12 protein-coding genes are annotated in these 15125 nt (G+C 59.2%); 4 read left to right on the forward strand and 8 right to left on the reverse strand.

The features are described 5' to 3' along the window. The first annotated feature begins 11 nt into the window (after positions 1 to 11). Positions 12 to 1349, forward strand: a complete 1338-nt coding sequence (gene gdhA / locus GIW02_RS20670; protein ID WP_236414641.1) for an NADP-specific glutamate dehydrogenase — start codon at positions 12 to 14, stop codon at positions 1347 to 1349. On the opposite strand, the gene GIW02_RS20675 is transcribed toward gdhA, so the two are convergent. From GIW02_RS20675 to GIW02_RS20695, 5 genes are all read right to left on the reverse strand, one after another. After that, positions 1346 to 1843: a GreA/GreB family elongation factor gene (locus GIW02_RS20675; RefSeq protein ID WP_236414643.1), complete on the reverse strand. Its 498-nt coding sequence runs from the start codon at positions 1841 to 1843 to the stop codon at positions 1346 to 1348. The two genes, gdhA and GIW02_RS20675, sit on opposite strands and share 4 nt — an antisense overlap. Before the next feature lie 70 nt (positions 1844 to 1913). After that, entirely contained in the window at positions 1914 to 2270 is a 357-nt protein-coding gene (locus GIW02_RS20680; protein ID WP_236414645.1) for a hypothetical protein, read from the reverse strand. Positions 2271 to 2558: 288 nt separating this feature from the next. Further along, complete coding sequence (locus GIW02_RS20685) at positions 2559 to 3644, reverse strand: type I restriction endonuclease (protein WP_236414647.1); 1086 nt, start codon at positions 3642 to 3644, stop codon at positions 2559 to 2561. 323 nt (positions 3645 to 3967) lie between these two features. Then, positions 3968 to 5821 (reverse strand): Lnb N-terminal periplasmic domain-containing protein, encoded by a 1854-nt coding sequence (locus GIW02_RS20690; RefSeq protein ID WP_236414648.1) that lies wholly within the window; start codon positions 5819 to 5821, stop codon positions 3968 to 3970. A gap of 89 nt (positions 5822 to 5910) precedes the next feature. Continuing rightward, positions 5911 to 6399 carry a DUF3015 domain-containing protein gene (locus GIW02_RS20695; RefSeq protein ID WP_122720016.1) on the reverse strand — a complete coding sequence of 163 codons (489 nt, stop codon included), beginning with the start codon at positions 6397 to 6399 and terminating at the stop codon, positions 5911 to 5913. A 267-nt stretch (positions 6400 to 6666) separates the two neighbouring features. Here GIW02_RS20695 and GIW02_RS20700 point away from each other — a divergent pair, with 267 nt between their 5' ends. Together GIW02_RS20700 and GIW02_RS20705 are read left to right on the forward strand one after the other, a co-directional pair. After that, a complete protein-coding gene (locus tag GIW02_RS20700) occupies positions 6667 to 9105 on the forward strand; it encodes an ATP-binding protein (RefSeq protein WP_236414650.1) in 2439 nt (812 codons plus the stop codon). Positions 9106 to 9685: 580 nt separating this feature from the next. Beyond that, a complete protein-coding gene (locus GIW02_RS20705) occupies positions 9686 to 10003 on the forward strand; it encodes a PA4575 family protein (protein WP_236414652.1) in 318 nt (105 codons plus the stop codon). A gap of 6 nt (positions 10004 to 10009) precedes the next feature. On the opposite strand, the gene GIW02_RS20710 is transcribed toward GIW02_RS20705, so the two are convergent. Further along, complete coding sequence (locus tag GIW02_RS20710) at positions 10010 to 11833, reverse strand: hypothetical protein (protein WP_236414654.1); 1824 nt, start codon at positions 11831 to 11833, stop codon at positions 10010 to 10012. 162 nt (positions 11834 to 11995) lie between these two features. On the opposite strand from GIW02_RS20710, the gene GIW02_RS20715 reads away from it, so the two are divergent. Beyond that, entirely contained in the window at positions 11996 to 12484 is a 489-nt protein-coding gene (locus GIW02_RS20715; RefSeq protein ID WP_005791582.1) for a TIGR00645 family protein, read from the forward strand. Positions 12485 to 12499: 15 nt separating this feature from the next. On the opposite strand, the gene GIW02_RS20720 is transcribed toward GIW02_RS20715, so the two are convergent. Next, positions 12500 to 13933 carry a glycosyltransferase family 39 protein gene (locus GIW02_RS20720; protein ID WP_236414656.1) on the reverse strand — a complete coding sequence of 478 codons (1434 nt, stop codon included), beginning with the start codon at positions 13931 to 13933 and terminating at the stop codon, positions 12500 to 12502. A 117-nt stretch (positions 13934 to 14050) separates the two neighbouring features. Continuing rightward, complete coding sequence (locus GIW02_RS20725) at positions 14051 to 15076, reverse strand: hypothetical protein (RefSeq protein WP_236414657.1); 1026 nt, start codon at positions 15074 to 15076, stop codon at positions 14051 to 14053. Positions 15077 to 15125: the final 49 nt, after the last annotated feature.

Consider the following 15125-nt stretch of genomic DNA (forward strand, 5'->3'; position numbering starts at 1 on the left):
CGAGACTGTTCATGATCGAATCCGTCGAATCCTTCCTTGCCCGCCTCAAAAAACGCGACCCCGACCAGCCGGAATTCCACCAGGCCGTCGAAGAAGTGCTGCGCAGCCTCTGGCCGTTTCTTGAAGCGAACCCCCACTACCTGACCTCGGGCATTCTGGAGCGCATCTGCGAGCCGGAACGCGCGATTACCTTCCGGGTGTCGTGGGTGGATGATCATGGCAAGGTCCAGGTCAATCGCGGTTTCCGCATCCAGATGAACAGCGCCATTGGCCCCTACAAAGGCGGCCTGCGTTTCCACCCGTCGGTGAACCTGGGCGTGCTCAAATTCCTCGCCTTCGAACAGACCTTCAAGAACTCCCTGACCTCGCTGCCCATGGGCGGCGGCAAAGGCGGCTCGGACTTCGACCCCAAAGGCAAGAGCGACGCCGAGGTCATGCGTTTTTGCCAGGCGTTCATGAGTGAGCTATACCGGCATATCGGCGCAGACGTGGACGTGCCAGCCGGTGATATCGGCGTGGGCGCCCGCGAAATCGGCTTCCTGTTTGGCCAGTACAAACGCCTGAGCAACCAGTTCACTTCGGTGTTGACCGGCAAGGGCATGACCTACGGCGGCAGCCTGATCCGCCCCGAAGCCACCGGTTTCGGCTGCGTGTACTTCGCCGAAGAAATGCTCAAGCGCGATGGCCAGCGGGTTGAAGGCAAGCGCGTAGCCGTCTCCGGCTCCGGCAACGTGGCGCAATACGCGGCGCGTAAGGTCATGGACTTGGGTGGCAAAGTGATTTCACTGTCGGACTCAGAAGGCACCCTGTACGCCGAAAGCGGTTTGACCGAGGAACAATGGTCGGCCCTGCTGGAGCTGAAAAACGTGCAACGCGGGCGCATCAGCGAACTCGCCTCCCGTTACGGCCTGGAATTTCGCGCCGGCAAAACCCCCTGGGAATTGGCCTGCGACATCGCCTTGCCGTGCGCCACCCAAAACGAACTCGACGCCCAAGCGGCGCGTACCCTGCTGCGCAACGGCTGCCTCTGCGTGGCAGAAGGCGCCAACATGCCGACCACGCTGGAGGCTGTGGATATCTTTATCGAGGCGGGCATTCTGTTTGCGCCGGGCAAGGCTTCCAACGCCGGCGGCGTGGCCGTGAGTGGCCTGGAAATGTCGCAGAACGCCATGCGCCTGCTGTGGACTGCCGGTGAAGTCGACAGCAAGCTGCACAACATCATGCAATCGATCCACCATGCCTGCGTGCATTACGGCGAAGAAAACGGCCGGGTCAACTACGTGAAGGGCGCGAACATCGCGGGCTTCGTAAAAGTTGCCGACGCGATGCTGGCCCAAGGCATCGTCTAGGTCTCTGCGTCGATGCGCAGCACCTCGATCAACTGATCGCCGACGGGGCGCTTCCACAGCACCTCGTCGCCGACTTGCGCCCCCAGTAACGCGCGACCCAGGGGCGAACCCCAGTTGATCAGGCCTGCGCCGGCATCGGCCTGATCTTCGCCGACCAGTTGAATGCGTTGTTGCTCGTCTTGTTCGTTGGCGAAGGTGACCCAGCTGCCGATCTGCACCTTGTCGGTAGAGGTGGCCGGCGCCACCACGTGGGCGCTCTGCACCCGTTGGTTGAAGTAGCGCAAATCGCGCTCAAGATCCGCCTGACGCTGTTTGTCGGCCTGTTCGCCCCTGGCGGATTCAGCGCTGTACTCACTCTGCAGTTGCGCAACCTTGGCCTGCAACTGCGCCAACCCTTGCGCGGTCAAGTGATTGGGCTGCTGGCTGACCTGGCGCTCTACCGGCTGATCAGCCTGGGCGGCGGCGTTGTCTTCGTTTACAAAAGCTCGGCTCATGACATGCTCCCTCTATGGAGTTTGGGCCATGGTCACCGCGCATTAGTTTCGATGGATGTCTGAAAGCGACCTATTGCGAGCGATAGGCCCTGGCCGCATCGCGATCTTTCTCTTGCTGCCAGGCGCGCTCACGGTCATCCCAATGGTTGTCCTTGTAATCGCGCAACTCTTCGTTCTCTCGCATGGCCTTGCACTGGCGAAAGCCATCCTCCCAGCCCTCGGCGTATTGCCGGTCTTTGAGGTAGCGCGGCACATCCTTGCGAAACGCCCCAGTGATCACGCCAGCGGCCTGTCGACCGCTGCTGCAACCATCATCAAAGCCATCGGCAAAAGCCGGTGGATAACCTTTGGCAAGCAAATCCTGATGAGTTGATTGGCAACCCGCCAGCCACACCACCGCACACAGCATTACCGCATACCGCCACATGGCGTACTCCCTGGCCGTTTCACGGCTTATGGGGGAAGTCTAGTCAGGGAATTGTCGGGGCGGTGTGAAAGGTCGGTGAGAAAGATGTTGGGTTAACGCGCCATTCAACGCGACCTGCTTCCGTGGCGAGCGGGCTTGCCCGCGTTGGACTGTAAAGCAGCCCCCATAAAGAGGCGCGCGGGGAACCTGGCACACCGGAGTCGCCCATGATTGGGGCTGCTGCGCAGCCCAACGCGGGCAAGCCCGCTCGCCACAGGGTTGCGATCATGGTGGGTCTCAAACCGGGCTTCAGTCGTAGTAGCCCACTGTTTTTTTCAGTTGATCGGCGTACTCGTAAATCTCATCAATGGATGAAATCGCGTGCCGGGTCTCATTTTTTTCTTCGTCGAAGATCCCCAGATACTTCTGGCTGCGATTGAAGTGGAGGCGGCAGATGGGCTTACGGTTGTTATCGTCTAGCAGAATTCCGAAATAGCTTTGGGTATCTCGTTGAACGATCCGTTTTGCATCGACCACTGACCGAACAACAGCACGAACGATGTGATACCCCTCAAGTTCTTCCAGTGTGGTCAGAATTTTTTCCTCTGACTCGTCCCTCTCCTGCGCCTCCGTGTTCGCGCTATTGGCGACGGGAATCGATGCCATTGTCGGTTGAATCGCACCGCTCATTGCGGACTTCAGCCGATCGTTGATCTGGTCGTTAAGAAATTGCGCTAATGCTTTTCGGGTCAGCTCGAAAAATTGCTCACGTACTTTTTGTGTGATGACGCCCTCATAAACGCGGGAGGCGAAGAATTTTACGAAGTCGTCTTCAGGTTTGCTGACCTGACTGCCTATGAGCTTTTTAAGCTGACTGACGTACTTCAGCTCTCCCGCTGCATTGATAATGGAATCAACGTCGAAGGCCGACTTGGTGAGTTTGATCAGCTCCGGTACGGCGTACTCATCAATGTCCAGTAGGTCGAGCTCTAGAAATGGCTTTTCGTCCATTTTATTGGGGGCGTCCAGGTCGGTAAAAAACCGGTAGACCTGGCCGTTGGTAAGAATTGAAATTCTTGCGCTGGTAACGTGAAAGTACCGGAAAAGCTGCGAGGCGTGATTGATGCTTAATGACTCACCGATCTTTTTGCATTCGATGAGTATTTGAACCTCACCCTCTTTCATGATTGCATAATCGATTTTCTCACCTTTCTTCGTCCCGACATCACAGACAAATTCCGGCGTCACTTCTTGTGGATCAAATACGTCATAGCCCAACACGGTGTTGATGAAAGGCATTACGAAAGCATTTTTTGTCGCTTCTTCTGTTTGAATGGCAGGGCCTTGTAGCCGAACTTTTGCTGCCAGACTGGTTAGCTTTTCAAAGAAATCCATAATGAGCCTCTTACCTATTCAGATCCGTGTATAGATGGGATGGCAATTTGATTGCCATCCGATACTAGTTCAAAACCCTATAAAGAGAAGGTGGTAAGAGGCGTTTTGGCTCGACTGAAAAAAGCTAAAAAACTGTCCTAAATTTCCTGCCTATTTTTCAATAGGTTAGAAATAGGCTACGAGTTTGTGCTGAATACACGCGAGACAAATGTGGGAGGGGGCTTGCTCCCGAAAGCTCTGTGTCAGTCGCTGGATACTCAACGGCTACACCGCCATCGGGAGCAAGCCCCCTCCCACATTGGATACTCACCAGGCCTTGCAGATCAGTAGTGATACCACTTCACTTCAAGCATCACTTCATTCACCGGCGTGGACAAATGGCTGTACTCGCGCTGGGCGCTCAGGCGCAGGCCCAGGTTGCGTGACAGCTCCCACTGCTGGTTCAGGCTGATGCTGCGGCGTACTTCGCCATTGGTGAAGAAATCGCCCTTGGCTTCCAGGCTCAGGTTGCCCAGTGGGTTTTTCCACAGCACGCCGGTATTGAAGCCCGCTGCCGGGGAGATGGCTTCGCTGAAGTCGTTGTTGTGTTCCACGCGCACGGTGCCGAGGGCAAAGCCGAGCATGTCGTCGCGCAGTTGCCAGGTGCCGCCGGCGCCGCCGTTGACGTGGGCGACGAGGGTTTCGTCGTCGTGTTTGCCGGGCACGCGCTCCAGGCCGCCGGTGACTTGCCATGACCAGGGTTGCAGCAAGGCATTGCGCGGCGTCAGGGAGCGGATAGTGGCCAGGTCCAGTTGCTGCAGTTGCCAGTGGTTGCCTTCGTACTGGCGCAGTTTCATCTGCAGGATTTCGATCTGCGCGCCCAGCGGGAAGCCTTCGGCGTTGTCATTGAGGTCGTGGTAGGCCATGCGCAGGCCGTATTCACCGAAGGCTTTGTCGCCACGGGTGCCGATGCCGGCTTGCCAGGTGCGCGATTCATGGCCGTTTTCCGGCAGACCGGGCGGGGTGATCTTCAGGTCGGGCGCGGGGTTCTGGTTGATTGCGCGCAGCAATTCGAAGCTGCGTTGGGAGCGTGCGGTGTCGCGCTCCAGGCCATTGGCGCGGTAGCGGCCCAGGCGATAGGCGGCGTCGATAATCAAGGCCTGGCGCTCGCGGGGCAGGGCTTTGAACGCCGGCTCCTGCAATTGCTTCTGATCGTCGCTGACCTTCAACACCCACTGCTGCTCGTCGCTGTCCAGCGGCTTGGCGCGCTCCAGCAACTCGCGCTCACGCGAGGGGCGGTAGTCGATTTTTTCTACCAGGCCCGCGTCTTTCACGGCTTTGACCGTGTCGGTAGGGATGGCCGTGAGCGGGAATTGTTCGGTCAGGCGCAGGCCGGGGCGCGCCACTTGCAGCAGCTCCAGCAGGCGGTATGAGCAGTTTTCGTCAAAGAAGAAGTAGTCGAACTGGATCTGCTTGAGCTCCCACACGTGCTCGACCATGCGCTTGGTTTCGACTTCGGTGAGGTTCAGGCGGTATTCCCACAGGTCGCGGTTTTCCAGGCTGCGGTATTCCGAGAGTTTTTCCTGGTAGGGCACCAGGGCGAACAGGCCGGGGTAGCCGCCCATCAGGCCTTTCCAGGCGTAGAGGATGCTGTTGTCCGAACCTTCGATATAGGCGCCGAAGTTGATCGCATAGCTGAGCAGGGCGGTGTTGTTGCTTTGGACGTCTGCCTGGTCGATGCGCAACAGGGTGTGGCCGAACATCGACGACGGGCTGTTGAGGTAGGCCGCCGGGAAGATCATCACCGCGCTATGGGGCGCGACGTCCTTGAACCATTGGGTGAATTCTTTGCACTCCAGCGCGGGCAGGTCGGTCAGGTGCAACTGATCCTTGAGCCAGCGGGTGCGTGCGGGGTAAACGCATTGGGCGTGTTGTTCACCCAGGCTGGCCGGCGCGTACAGCGCTTCGACGGTGGCCTTGAGTTCAGCATCCGGGTGATGCGCACCATCGGCTGCGAGAAAGAATTTCTTGTCGCTGACATAGCTGCGCCAGCCGCTGATCTTGCCGGCTTCGTAATGACCGAGCGAAAGCCAGAACGGATCGTTGGCCAATTGCTGCAAACGTTGATCATCGAGATGCGGTGCCGCGTACAGCGGGGCGCAAGCAAAGAGTGCCAGCCAGGCAAAGCGTTTGAGCATAGGGGCAACTTAGTCGAAAAAGGTGAGACCCGAAGGGGAGGGGGTCCAAAAGTCAAAACCCGCGCCCCGAAAGGCGCGGGTGGTCGAGCTTATGCCTGGGTAGCGTATTTCGCCAGACGGGCATCACTTTTCAGTACAGACAGGGTGTTGTTGTGCACGTCGTCAGCGGTCACGTCAGCTTTGCTGAAGATCTGCTGGAAGTGCTCGTGGGTCACGGCCGCGAAGTGCTCGCGATCTTCTGGCGCCACGCCCAGTACCACGGCGTAGGTGGTCAGCGCTTCGCCATTACCCTTGGCCATGTCTTCGGACAGCTCGTTCATCATGCCATTCATGGCAATCCAGGACTTGCCGCCGTAGGTCAGCGCGCTGTTGGTGCTGCAACCGTTGGTGCCCGAGGTCATGCCGAACGTGGCGTTACCCGAGGTACCGTTGGTGGTGGAGGCCAGGAAATGTGCAGGAGTACCGCGTTGGCCTTCGAACAACATGTTGCCCCAACCGCAGTTCGGGCCGCCTGGTGCTTCAGCCATTGCATTGAGGGAGACGACGGTGAAGAGAGTACCGAGAAGGATCCGTTTCATAGCTTTGTTCTCTTTGTGTGCAAACCAATGGACAAGGGTTCAGGCACTTCGTAGCGCCCTAGGGGCCAGTTATTAGTCCAACCCGCGCAGTTTGGAGTTTAGGCATGTTCCAAGGGTTCCGTGTGTTTTTATAAAACAATCAGAGTTCTTGTGATTTTTTTGCAGGGCGCACCCCGCGTCTATGCTTTCCCTACGGCTCGCCTTGCCAGAGCGCGCAAGGGGGAGCCAGAATGCCGTCATCTGCCCCGCCTGATGTAAGGAAGCCCGATGCCTGATCCTGTTGCTGCCAGCTTGCGTCTAGCGCCCGAAGCGCTGACTCGCCCTTTCTCCGCTGAACAGTTCAGCTTCTCGACCACCAATGATTTGGAGCCCTTTCGCGGTGTGCTTGGCCAGGAACGTGCGGTTGAAGCGTTGCAGTTTGGTGTGGCCATGCCACGCCCCGGTTACAACGTGTTTGTCATGGGCGAGCCGGGTACCGGCCGCTTTTCGTTCGTCAAACGCTACCTGAAAGCCGAAGGCAAACGCCTGCAGACCCCGGCGGATTGGGTCTACGTGAATAATTTCGATGAGCCCCGCGAGCCCCGCGCCCTGGAATTGCCGGGCGGCGCTGCGGCGGCGTTCATCAATGACATCAACGGCTTGGTCGACAACCTCGTGGCCACCTTCCCGGCGGTGTTCGAACACCCCACGTACCAACAGCGCAAAAGCGCCATCGACCGTGCCTTCAACCAGCGCTACGACAAGGCCCTGGATGTGATCGAGCGCCTGGCCCTGGAAAAAGACGTGGCGCTCTACCGCGACAGTTCCAACATCGCGTTCACGCCAATGCTGGAGGGCAAGGCGCTGGACGAGGCGGAGTTTTCCCAACTGCCGGAGGCCGACCGCGAGCGGTTCCACACGGATATTTCCGAGCTGGAAGAGCGCCTCAACGAAGAGCTGGCGAGCCTGCCGCAGTGGAAGCGTGAGTCCAACAACCAGCTGCGTCAGTTCAACGAAGAAACCATCACCCTGGCCCTGCAACCTTTGCTCGCGCCGCTGTCGGAAAAGTACGCAGAAAACGCTGCTGTCTGCGGTTACCTGCAGGCCATGCAGGTCTACCTGCTGAAAACCGTGGTCGAGCAACTGGTGGACGACGCGAAAACCGACGCCCAGGCGCGCAAGCTGCTCGAAGAGCAATACTGCCCGAGCCTGGTGGTGGGCCATGCAGTCAACGGCGGCGCGCCGGTGGTATTTGAGCCGCACCCGACCTACGACAACCTGTTCGGCCGCATCGAATACAGCACCGACCAAGGCGCGCTCTACACCACCTACCGCCAACTGCGCCCCGGCGCGTTGCACCGTGCGAATGGCGGTTTCCTGATTCTGGAAGCCGAGAAAATGCTCAGCGAGCCGTTTGTGTGGGACGCGCTCAAGCGTTCCCTGCAATCGCGCAAACTCAAGATGGAATCGCCTTTGGGCGAGCTGGGCCGACTGGCCACCGTGACCCTCAACCCGCAGATGATTCCGTTGCAGGTCAAGGTGATCATCATCGGCTCGCGCCAGCTGTACTACGCGTTGCAGGATGCCGATCCGGACTTCCAGGAGATGTTCCGCGTACTGGTGGACTTCGACGAAGACATCCCAATGGTCGATGAAAGCCTGGAGCAGTTCGCCCAGTTGCTCAAAACCCGTACCTCGGAAGAAGGCATGGCGCCGCTGACCTCCGACGCGGTGGCGCGGCTGGCGACTTACAGCGCACGCTTGGCCGAGCACCAGGGGCGCTTGTCGGCGCGTATTGGCGATCTGTTCCAGTTGGTGAGCGAGGCGGACTTTATCCGTCACCTGGCCGGCGACGAGATGACCGACGCCGGCCACATCGAGCGCGCACTCAAGGCCAAGGCCACGCGCACCGGGCGTGTGTCGGCGCGGATTCTCGACGACATGCTCGCCGGGGTGATCCTGATCGACACCGCGGGCGCGGCGGTCGGCAAGTGCAACGGGCTGACGGTACTGGAGGTCGGCGATTCGGCGTTTGGTGTACCGGCGCGGATTTCCGCCACGGTGTACCCGGGCGGCAGCGGGATTGTCGACATCGAGCGCGAAGTCAACCTCGGCCAGCCGATTCACTCCAAGGGCGTGATGATCCTGACCGGCTACCTGGGCAGCCGCTACGCACAGGAATTCCCGCTGGCGATTTCGGCCAGCATTGCGCTGGAACAGTCCTACGGTTACGTGGACGGTGACAGCGCCTCGCTGGGTGAGGCGTGCACCTTGATCTCGGCGTTGTCGAAAACCCCACTCAAGCAGTGCTTTGCCATTACCGGTTCGATCAACCAGTTTGGCGAAGTGCAGGCGGTGGGCGGGGTCAACGAGAAGATCGAAGGCTTCTTCCGCCTCTGCGAGGCGCGTGGTTTGACCGGTGAGCAGGGGGCGATCATTCCCCAGGCCAACGTCGCTACGCTGATGCTCGATGAGAAGGTGCTGCAAGCCGTGCGCGCTGGGCAGTTCCACATCTATGCGGTGCGCCAGGCGGACGAGGCGCTGAGCCTGCTGGTGGGCGAGGATGCCGGCGAGCCGGACGCCGAGGGGCAGTTCCCGGAAGGCACGGTGAACGCGCGGGTGGTCGAGCGCTTGCGCGCGATTGCCGAGATGATCAGCGAGGAAGACCTGAAGGAGGCTGAGAAGGAGCTGGCGCAACAGGCGTTGGCCGAAGCCAAGCCCACCTGATGGCAAGCCTTTTGTGACAAGCAGCCTTCTGTGACAAGAGGGCTGCAGTGAAAAGAAGGCTGCTGTGAAAAGCTGTGAAAATAGGGCTACTGTGAAAATAAGGCTACTGTGAAAAGAGGGCTACTGTGGCGAGCGGGCTTGCCCGCGTTGGGCTGCGCAGCAGCCCCAGAAAGATTGACGCGGTGTGTCAGAAAATAACCGCTGATCTTTGGGGCTGCTACGCACCCCAACGCGGGCAAGCCCGCTCGCCACATTCGATTTCATACAGCCAAATTAGATTGCATACAGCCACAATTGGATTTCATACAGCCAGATTGGATTTCATGCAGCCACAATTGGGTTGCAGACAGCCACATTGGATTTCATGCAGCCCCATTCGATTGCACACAGCCACAAATTGGATTACCTAGCGCCACGAATTTGACTGGGCTCTGGCGACCAATGCCCGTTGGTCCCTACAACCTTGGTTTGTCGTGTATTTCTTCTATTCTCAGCTCAAGGGATATCCACAGGAGTCGCTGGATAGAAACAGCCTCGCCATCGGCTGAGGTTGAACACCGATCTACCGAGGGTCGCCGCCATGCCGCGCAACCTTTGCCTTACCCGCCAGTGCTTTGGCCTGGTGACCCGTATCGAATGCTCCATTCGCCCTCTTGCGGGGGATTGCGGGCTGTGGACGTTATTGTTTGCCGCTGGAATGTCCGGTGAACAGCCGTCCACCATCAAGTCTCAAGGGCCGTTCCATGGGCCGTTTGCGGCGCAAACCATCCTCGATTCCATCGTGGACAGCCTCACGTTGCACGGCTATGAGCTGGCGGGCGACCCGCAGATCTGGTGCCTGCACATGCAGGCCCATCTGCGCCAGCTCAATGGCAACCATGAGCCGTTGGCGCTGTAGGCGCGGTTATTTGCTCTCGGGTTTGTCCAGTTTGACCTCGAAACCGTATTGCACGGTGCTCAGGTCGGTACGCTGGTAGCTTTCCAGCGCAGTTGGCTGGCCGTAGAAGTAATGCACATCAAACATCGCCGTGCCGTATTCCTCGGCGCGGTGGCTTACGCCAAGAATTTCCTTGAGGTAATTGCCGCTGGCGTCCTTGGCGTAGAAGCGCCAGCTGTCGGCAGGGAATTCTTTCTGGTCGACGATCAGCGCGTTGTCCTTGAGCGATAAGCCCTTGGGCAGCTTGGCCGCATCAATGTCGCCTTTCTCGATAGTCGCCAGGAACAGCGGAATCGAGCCCACCACATACGCCGGGTTTTCCGGGAACAGGTTGAGGTCGTAGGTGAGCGTGCCGCGCGCGGGGTTCAGCTCATAGGCTTCGGTCGGCAATTCGATGGGCTCGCCGCGTTCACCTTTTTCGTTGGCGGTGAAGAACGTCACCGGCGATTCGCTGCTGTTTCGCTCGGCGCCCACCAGGTCGTCATTGAAGGTGAACGGGTGGTCGAACGTGACGTGCGCGGCGCTGGCGTCCTCGACGGACTGGCTGATGGTGACACTGTCTTTCAACTGGTCTTCGGTCAGGGTCGCGTCCTTGAGCCAGCTGGCAGCGCCGTCGTCATACACGGTGACCGGCATCGGCAAGGCTTGCACGGTCTTTTCCAGGCTGTTCTTGTCGAAGCGTTGCACCGGCAGGTCGAGGTCCTTGCGAGTAACCGTGGCGGTGGAGAAATCCAGCACGTTGATTTGCAGGCTGTCGATCACGCCATTGAAATACACCTTGGCGTAATGGCTGCCCTGTTTGTGCTCGAAGGCTTTCTGCTCATCGGTCAGCTGCTTTTCAAACGCGTCGGACCAGGCTTTTTGCTTTTGCATTTCGGCCAATTGCTGCTCGTAGAACGCCACCTGCGCGGCACTTTCATTGATCGAGCCGGAACGGGTCAGAAATTCCCCGGTAGTGTCCCGGGCCTGCACCAGCAAAGGGTTGGGCGATTCGTCGCCGACCTCTGGCGCCAGCGGCTCGCTGTTGGTCAGTTCAAGCTCGGCGTAGTTTTTTTCCAGCAGCACCAGGTTGACGGTGATGTTGCCTTGGGTACGTTTGTGGCCCACGTCGGCTTTCGACAGGTCGAAGGTCAGCACCTTGCCCGGCGCGACCACTTCCACGGTGCCCTTGAGGCTGACGGGCTGCGGCTGGCTTTTGTTTTCCGTTTCGATGCCGTCGATGAACGGGTAGGTCACCGTCAGGTCATCCGGGTTGGTCAGGTTGGAGCTGCTGGGGCTGAGCTGGATGCCGGGGTCGGTTTCCGACCACTCTGGCTGAAACGGCACGACCTTATTGTTGCTCAAGGTAACGGACTGCCATTCCAGGCCATGGGGGAAGGGGAACTGCTCAGGCATATTGAAGTTGAACGGGAAGACCGGCTGCAGATCCGTCAGGTAGTCAGAGTGCGAAGCCCTGCGCAGCACGAACAGCCCGTTGATGTAGGTGTCCACCAGCGCCTGGGGCGTGGGGTAGTGCTTGAGCAGCGCCAGGCTGTCTTCGCCGTATTCGGCCTCGATCGGCTTGGTCGCCAGCTTGATCCGCGCCCGTTCGAGCAACAGCAGCGAGCCGCCCAGGTCGGCAATGGCGTCGCGCAGCTTGGGGTCCTGGATGCTGTCGAGAGATTGCTCGAACTTGGCGGTTTTCTCTTCGAGGGTGGTCTTTTTCTGCTCATCGCTTGGGGAACAGCCGCCCGCCAGCAGCAATGCCGCGCACAGGCCGAGGCTGGCCAAAGGGGATCGCACATCCATCATCTGAGTTTTCCTGTCCGACGTCATCGAGCCGAGTTGATGGGCTCGACACTAGCAGAAAAATTCTCTTACAGATGCCGCCCAGGTCAGTTTTCTCGCGGTTACAGGTGGTTGGTGGCGGCTGGTATACTCGCCGCCATTTCTAGCCACGCTGTGTGAGAACCCATGGAACGCTTTATTGAAAATACGATGTACGCCTCGCGTTGGCTGCTGGCACCGATCTACCTGGGGCTGTCCCTGGGCCTGCTGATCCTGGCGCTGAAATTCTTCCAGGAAATCATTCACGTTATTCCCAACATCTTCACCATGTTGGAAGCCGAAGTGATCCTGCTGCTGCTGTCGCTGATCGACATGGCGCTGGTGGGCGGCCTGCTGGTGATGGTGATGATCTCCGGCTACGAGAACTTCGTTTCCCAGCTGGACATCGATGAAAACAAAGAAAAGCTCAACTGGCTGGGCACCATGGACTCTTCGTCATTGAAGATGAAAGTGGCGGCGTCCATCGTGGCGATTTCCTCGATTCACCTGCTGCGCATCTTCATGGATGCCAAGAACGTCGATCCACAGCACTTGATGTGGTACGTGATCATCCACATGACTTTCGTAGTGTCGGCGTTTGCCATGGGGTATCTGGACAAACTCACCAAGCACTGATGCCCCGCGCCGGCCTTACTGCTCGATGAAGTAGTAAGGCTGGCGATTAATTGCCATTTCCTTGATCACCCTGACCTTGTTGCTCAAGCCGGTGGTGTGGTCCAGCAGCGCAACGTTGCCGGGCTTGGCGGCGAGGTAGTGGTGCAGTTCGGGTTCGCTCTGCAGGATCGGCAGGTAGGCCTGGGTGTAGAACACGCTGGCTCCGGCAATCCTTTCGTTGGGCTGAAACAACACCACGTCCTTGCCTTGGGCTTGCAGTGCCTGGATCTGACTGATCAGCGGCACGAACGACTGGTGCGCGTCGGCTTTGGGGGCGAACCAGAACGCGGCGACCAGGTAGCAGCTCACCGCCAGAGTGAACACGCCGCCCACCAGGGTTTTATGGTGTTGATACAGCGCGGGTTTGTGGGCTTTCAGCCAAGACAGCAGCACCCGCGCATATTCGGCAGCGAGTACGGCGGCGGCCGGTGTGAGGGCCATCAGGTAGACCGTGCGTTTGCTCGACGCCAAGGTCAGCAGGCTGAATTGCGCCACCAGCCATAGGCTGAAAAACAAGCGGTAGCGGTCGCGCACCAGGCTTTTACGGAAATGCCACAGCCCCAGATACACCAGGATGTTCCACGGCAGGAACGCCTCAGGCAGCTTGGCGATGTAGTAATAGAACGGCTCGTAATGCCCGGCCTCGACAAACGAGCCGCTGAACCGCCCGACGCTGTTGGTCCACAGCACTTCGCCCACCGCCTGCATACCGCCGCGCTGATACAGGAAAACCAGCCAGATCATCAGCGGCACCAGCGCCAGCAGGGTGAACGCTGCTGGCCGTAGCCAGTCGCCAATCCGCAGGCGCTTGTCCATCACGCTGGTACAGGCCAGGTACGCGAAGATCACGACCCCCGGCATCGCCAGCCCCAGCACGCCTTTGCTCAAGGTGGCGATCACCATGCCGGCGGTAAACAGCACCCACGTACCTGTGGCACAACCTGGGCGCTCCGCGCGCATAGCCTGGTAGAACGCCAATAGCGCGGTGGTCACGCCCAGGCTGAGCAACGCATCTTCGCCCACACCCCGCACGTTGCTCCAGTAACTGGCCATGGTCGCCAGGATCAGCGCAGCGCTGAACGCCAATGCTTGCGGCCGCCCGAACCTGCGCAACATGACGTAAAGCTGCATCACACTGAACAACCCGGCAAACGCCGAGGCCAAGCGCACGGCAGCGGTGGACGCGCCAAACAGGCGAATCGCCCCGGCGTCGAGCCAAAGGCTCAGGGGAGGCTTTTCCAGGAAGGGCTCACGAAACAGCTGCGGCACCACCCAGTTATTGTCCAAATGCATGGCCATGGCGATCCCGGCCACACGGGCTTCGGTAGAGCCTTGCAGCTCATGGTTACCCAGCGCAAAGAAGAACAACACAGCAGCAAGCAGGAGCAGTAAAGGAGCGGGGCGCTTCATGGGAAATGGCTACCGAGGCAGGTGACCGCTCGGAGGGAGCGGCCGTGGCATTCGGCTAGTATCTGTCGACGTTTCTGAACATATCGTGAACGAGCGCTGGATTTTTCGGGCCTACCTTCATGGCGTCTTCAAGCTGGGCAGAGCGGCTTTACCTTGAGGCGTCAGCAGCGGCTCAAGTTCATCCCAGGTAAAGCTCAACTCGTTGTCACAACCGTCGCCTTGGGCGGGCGTCGACAGCTGCATGCCTTGGGTGTTGAAGCTCAAATCGAAGGTGGTATAGCTGGTGACCGCCGGGCACCCTTCATCCGTAGTGGTTTGCTTGGCCAACCAACTGCTGAACGTAACCGGCAACTTGATGTGGCCGGAGTAGGGGTTGTCCCATTCCTGGCGGCCACCCAGCCATGTCCAAGGATCGACACGTTCGCCGGTTTGCAGATTCCAGCTATGCAGCCCCCAACTGATCCCCCCACGACCGTAACCCGCCGACCAGCGGTAGAACCGCACGGTGATCCACGCTGACGACCAGTAGAACGGCTCCACCGTGATTTCGCTGGTCGCGGTGCTGCCGCTCTGGTCCAGGCTATTGCGCCGCTCACGATAAAACGCTGCCAGGCCCTCCGGAGGTACAGCCATGCGCGCGAGATCCTGATTGATCTTATCGATGCCCGGGCCAGTGCCCTCGAGCTTCAGGGTGACCTGACCCCCTTGGGTCTTCACCTGATAACTGTGATCGCCCATGGTTTTCTTCTCGACTGTTGCCGCAGGGGGCAACGCCTCAAGGGCGTTGTTATAGGCATCGCTGGCGCACCCGTCCGCATCCACGCGTTTCAGCGCCAGCGCCAGGCTTTTGCCGCCCAGGGTTTTACTCCAAGTACCGGTGAGGGCGTCGCCCTGAGGATCATCCAACTGCCAGAAACCGGTCTGCCCCTCTTCGACCCACGGCTCGCTGGCATTGGCTTGGGACAACTGAATGGGAGTCAGAATGCGCTGGTAGTAATAACTGCCATTGGCGCCATGAGCCCCATTAAAACAGGCAGTGATAGCAGATTTACCCAACGTGCCCGTCCAGACGCCCGCCAGGTCGGCGGCGTAAGCAAGCGCAGGGGCAAAGGTGAGGGTGAGAATGGCCAGGGGCTTGAACACGGGGATCGGACTTCCGGTTGTCTGATGTGAGGGGGGCAGGGTAATGGGA

This window comes from Pseudomonas syringae, assembly GCF_021606685.1.
Lineage (GTDB): Bacteria > Pseudomonadota > Gammaproteobacteria > Pseudomonadales > Pseudomonadaceae > Aquipseudomonas > Aquipseudomonas syringae_R.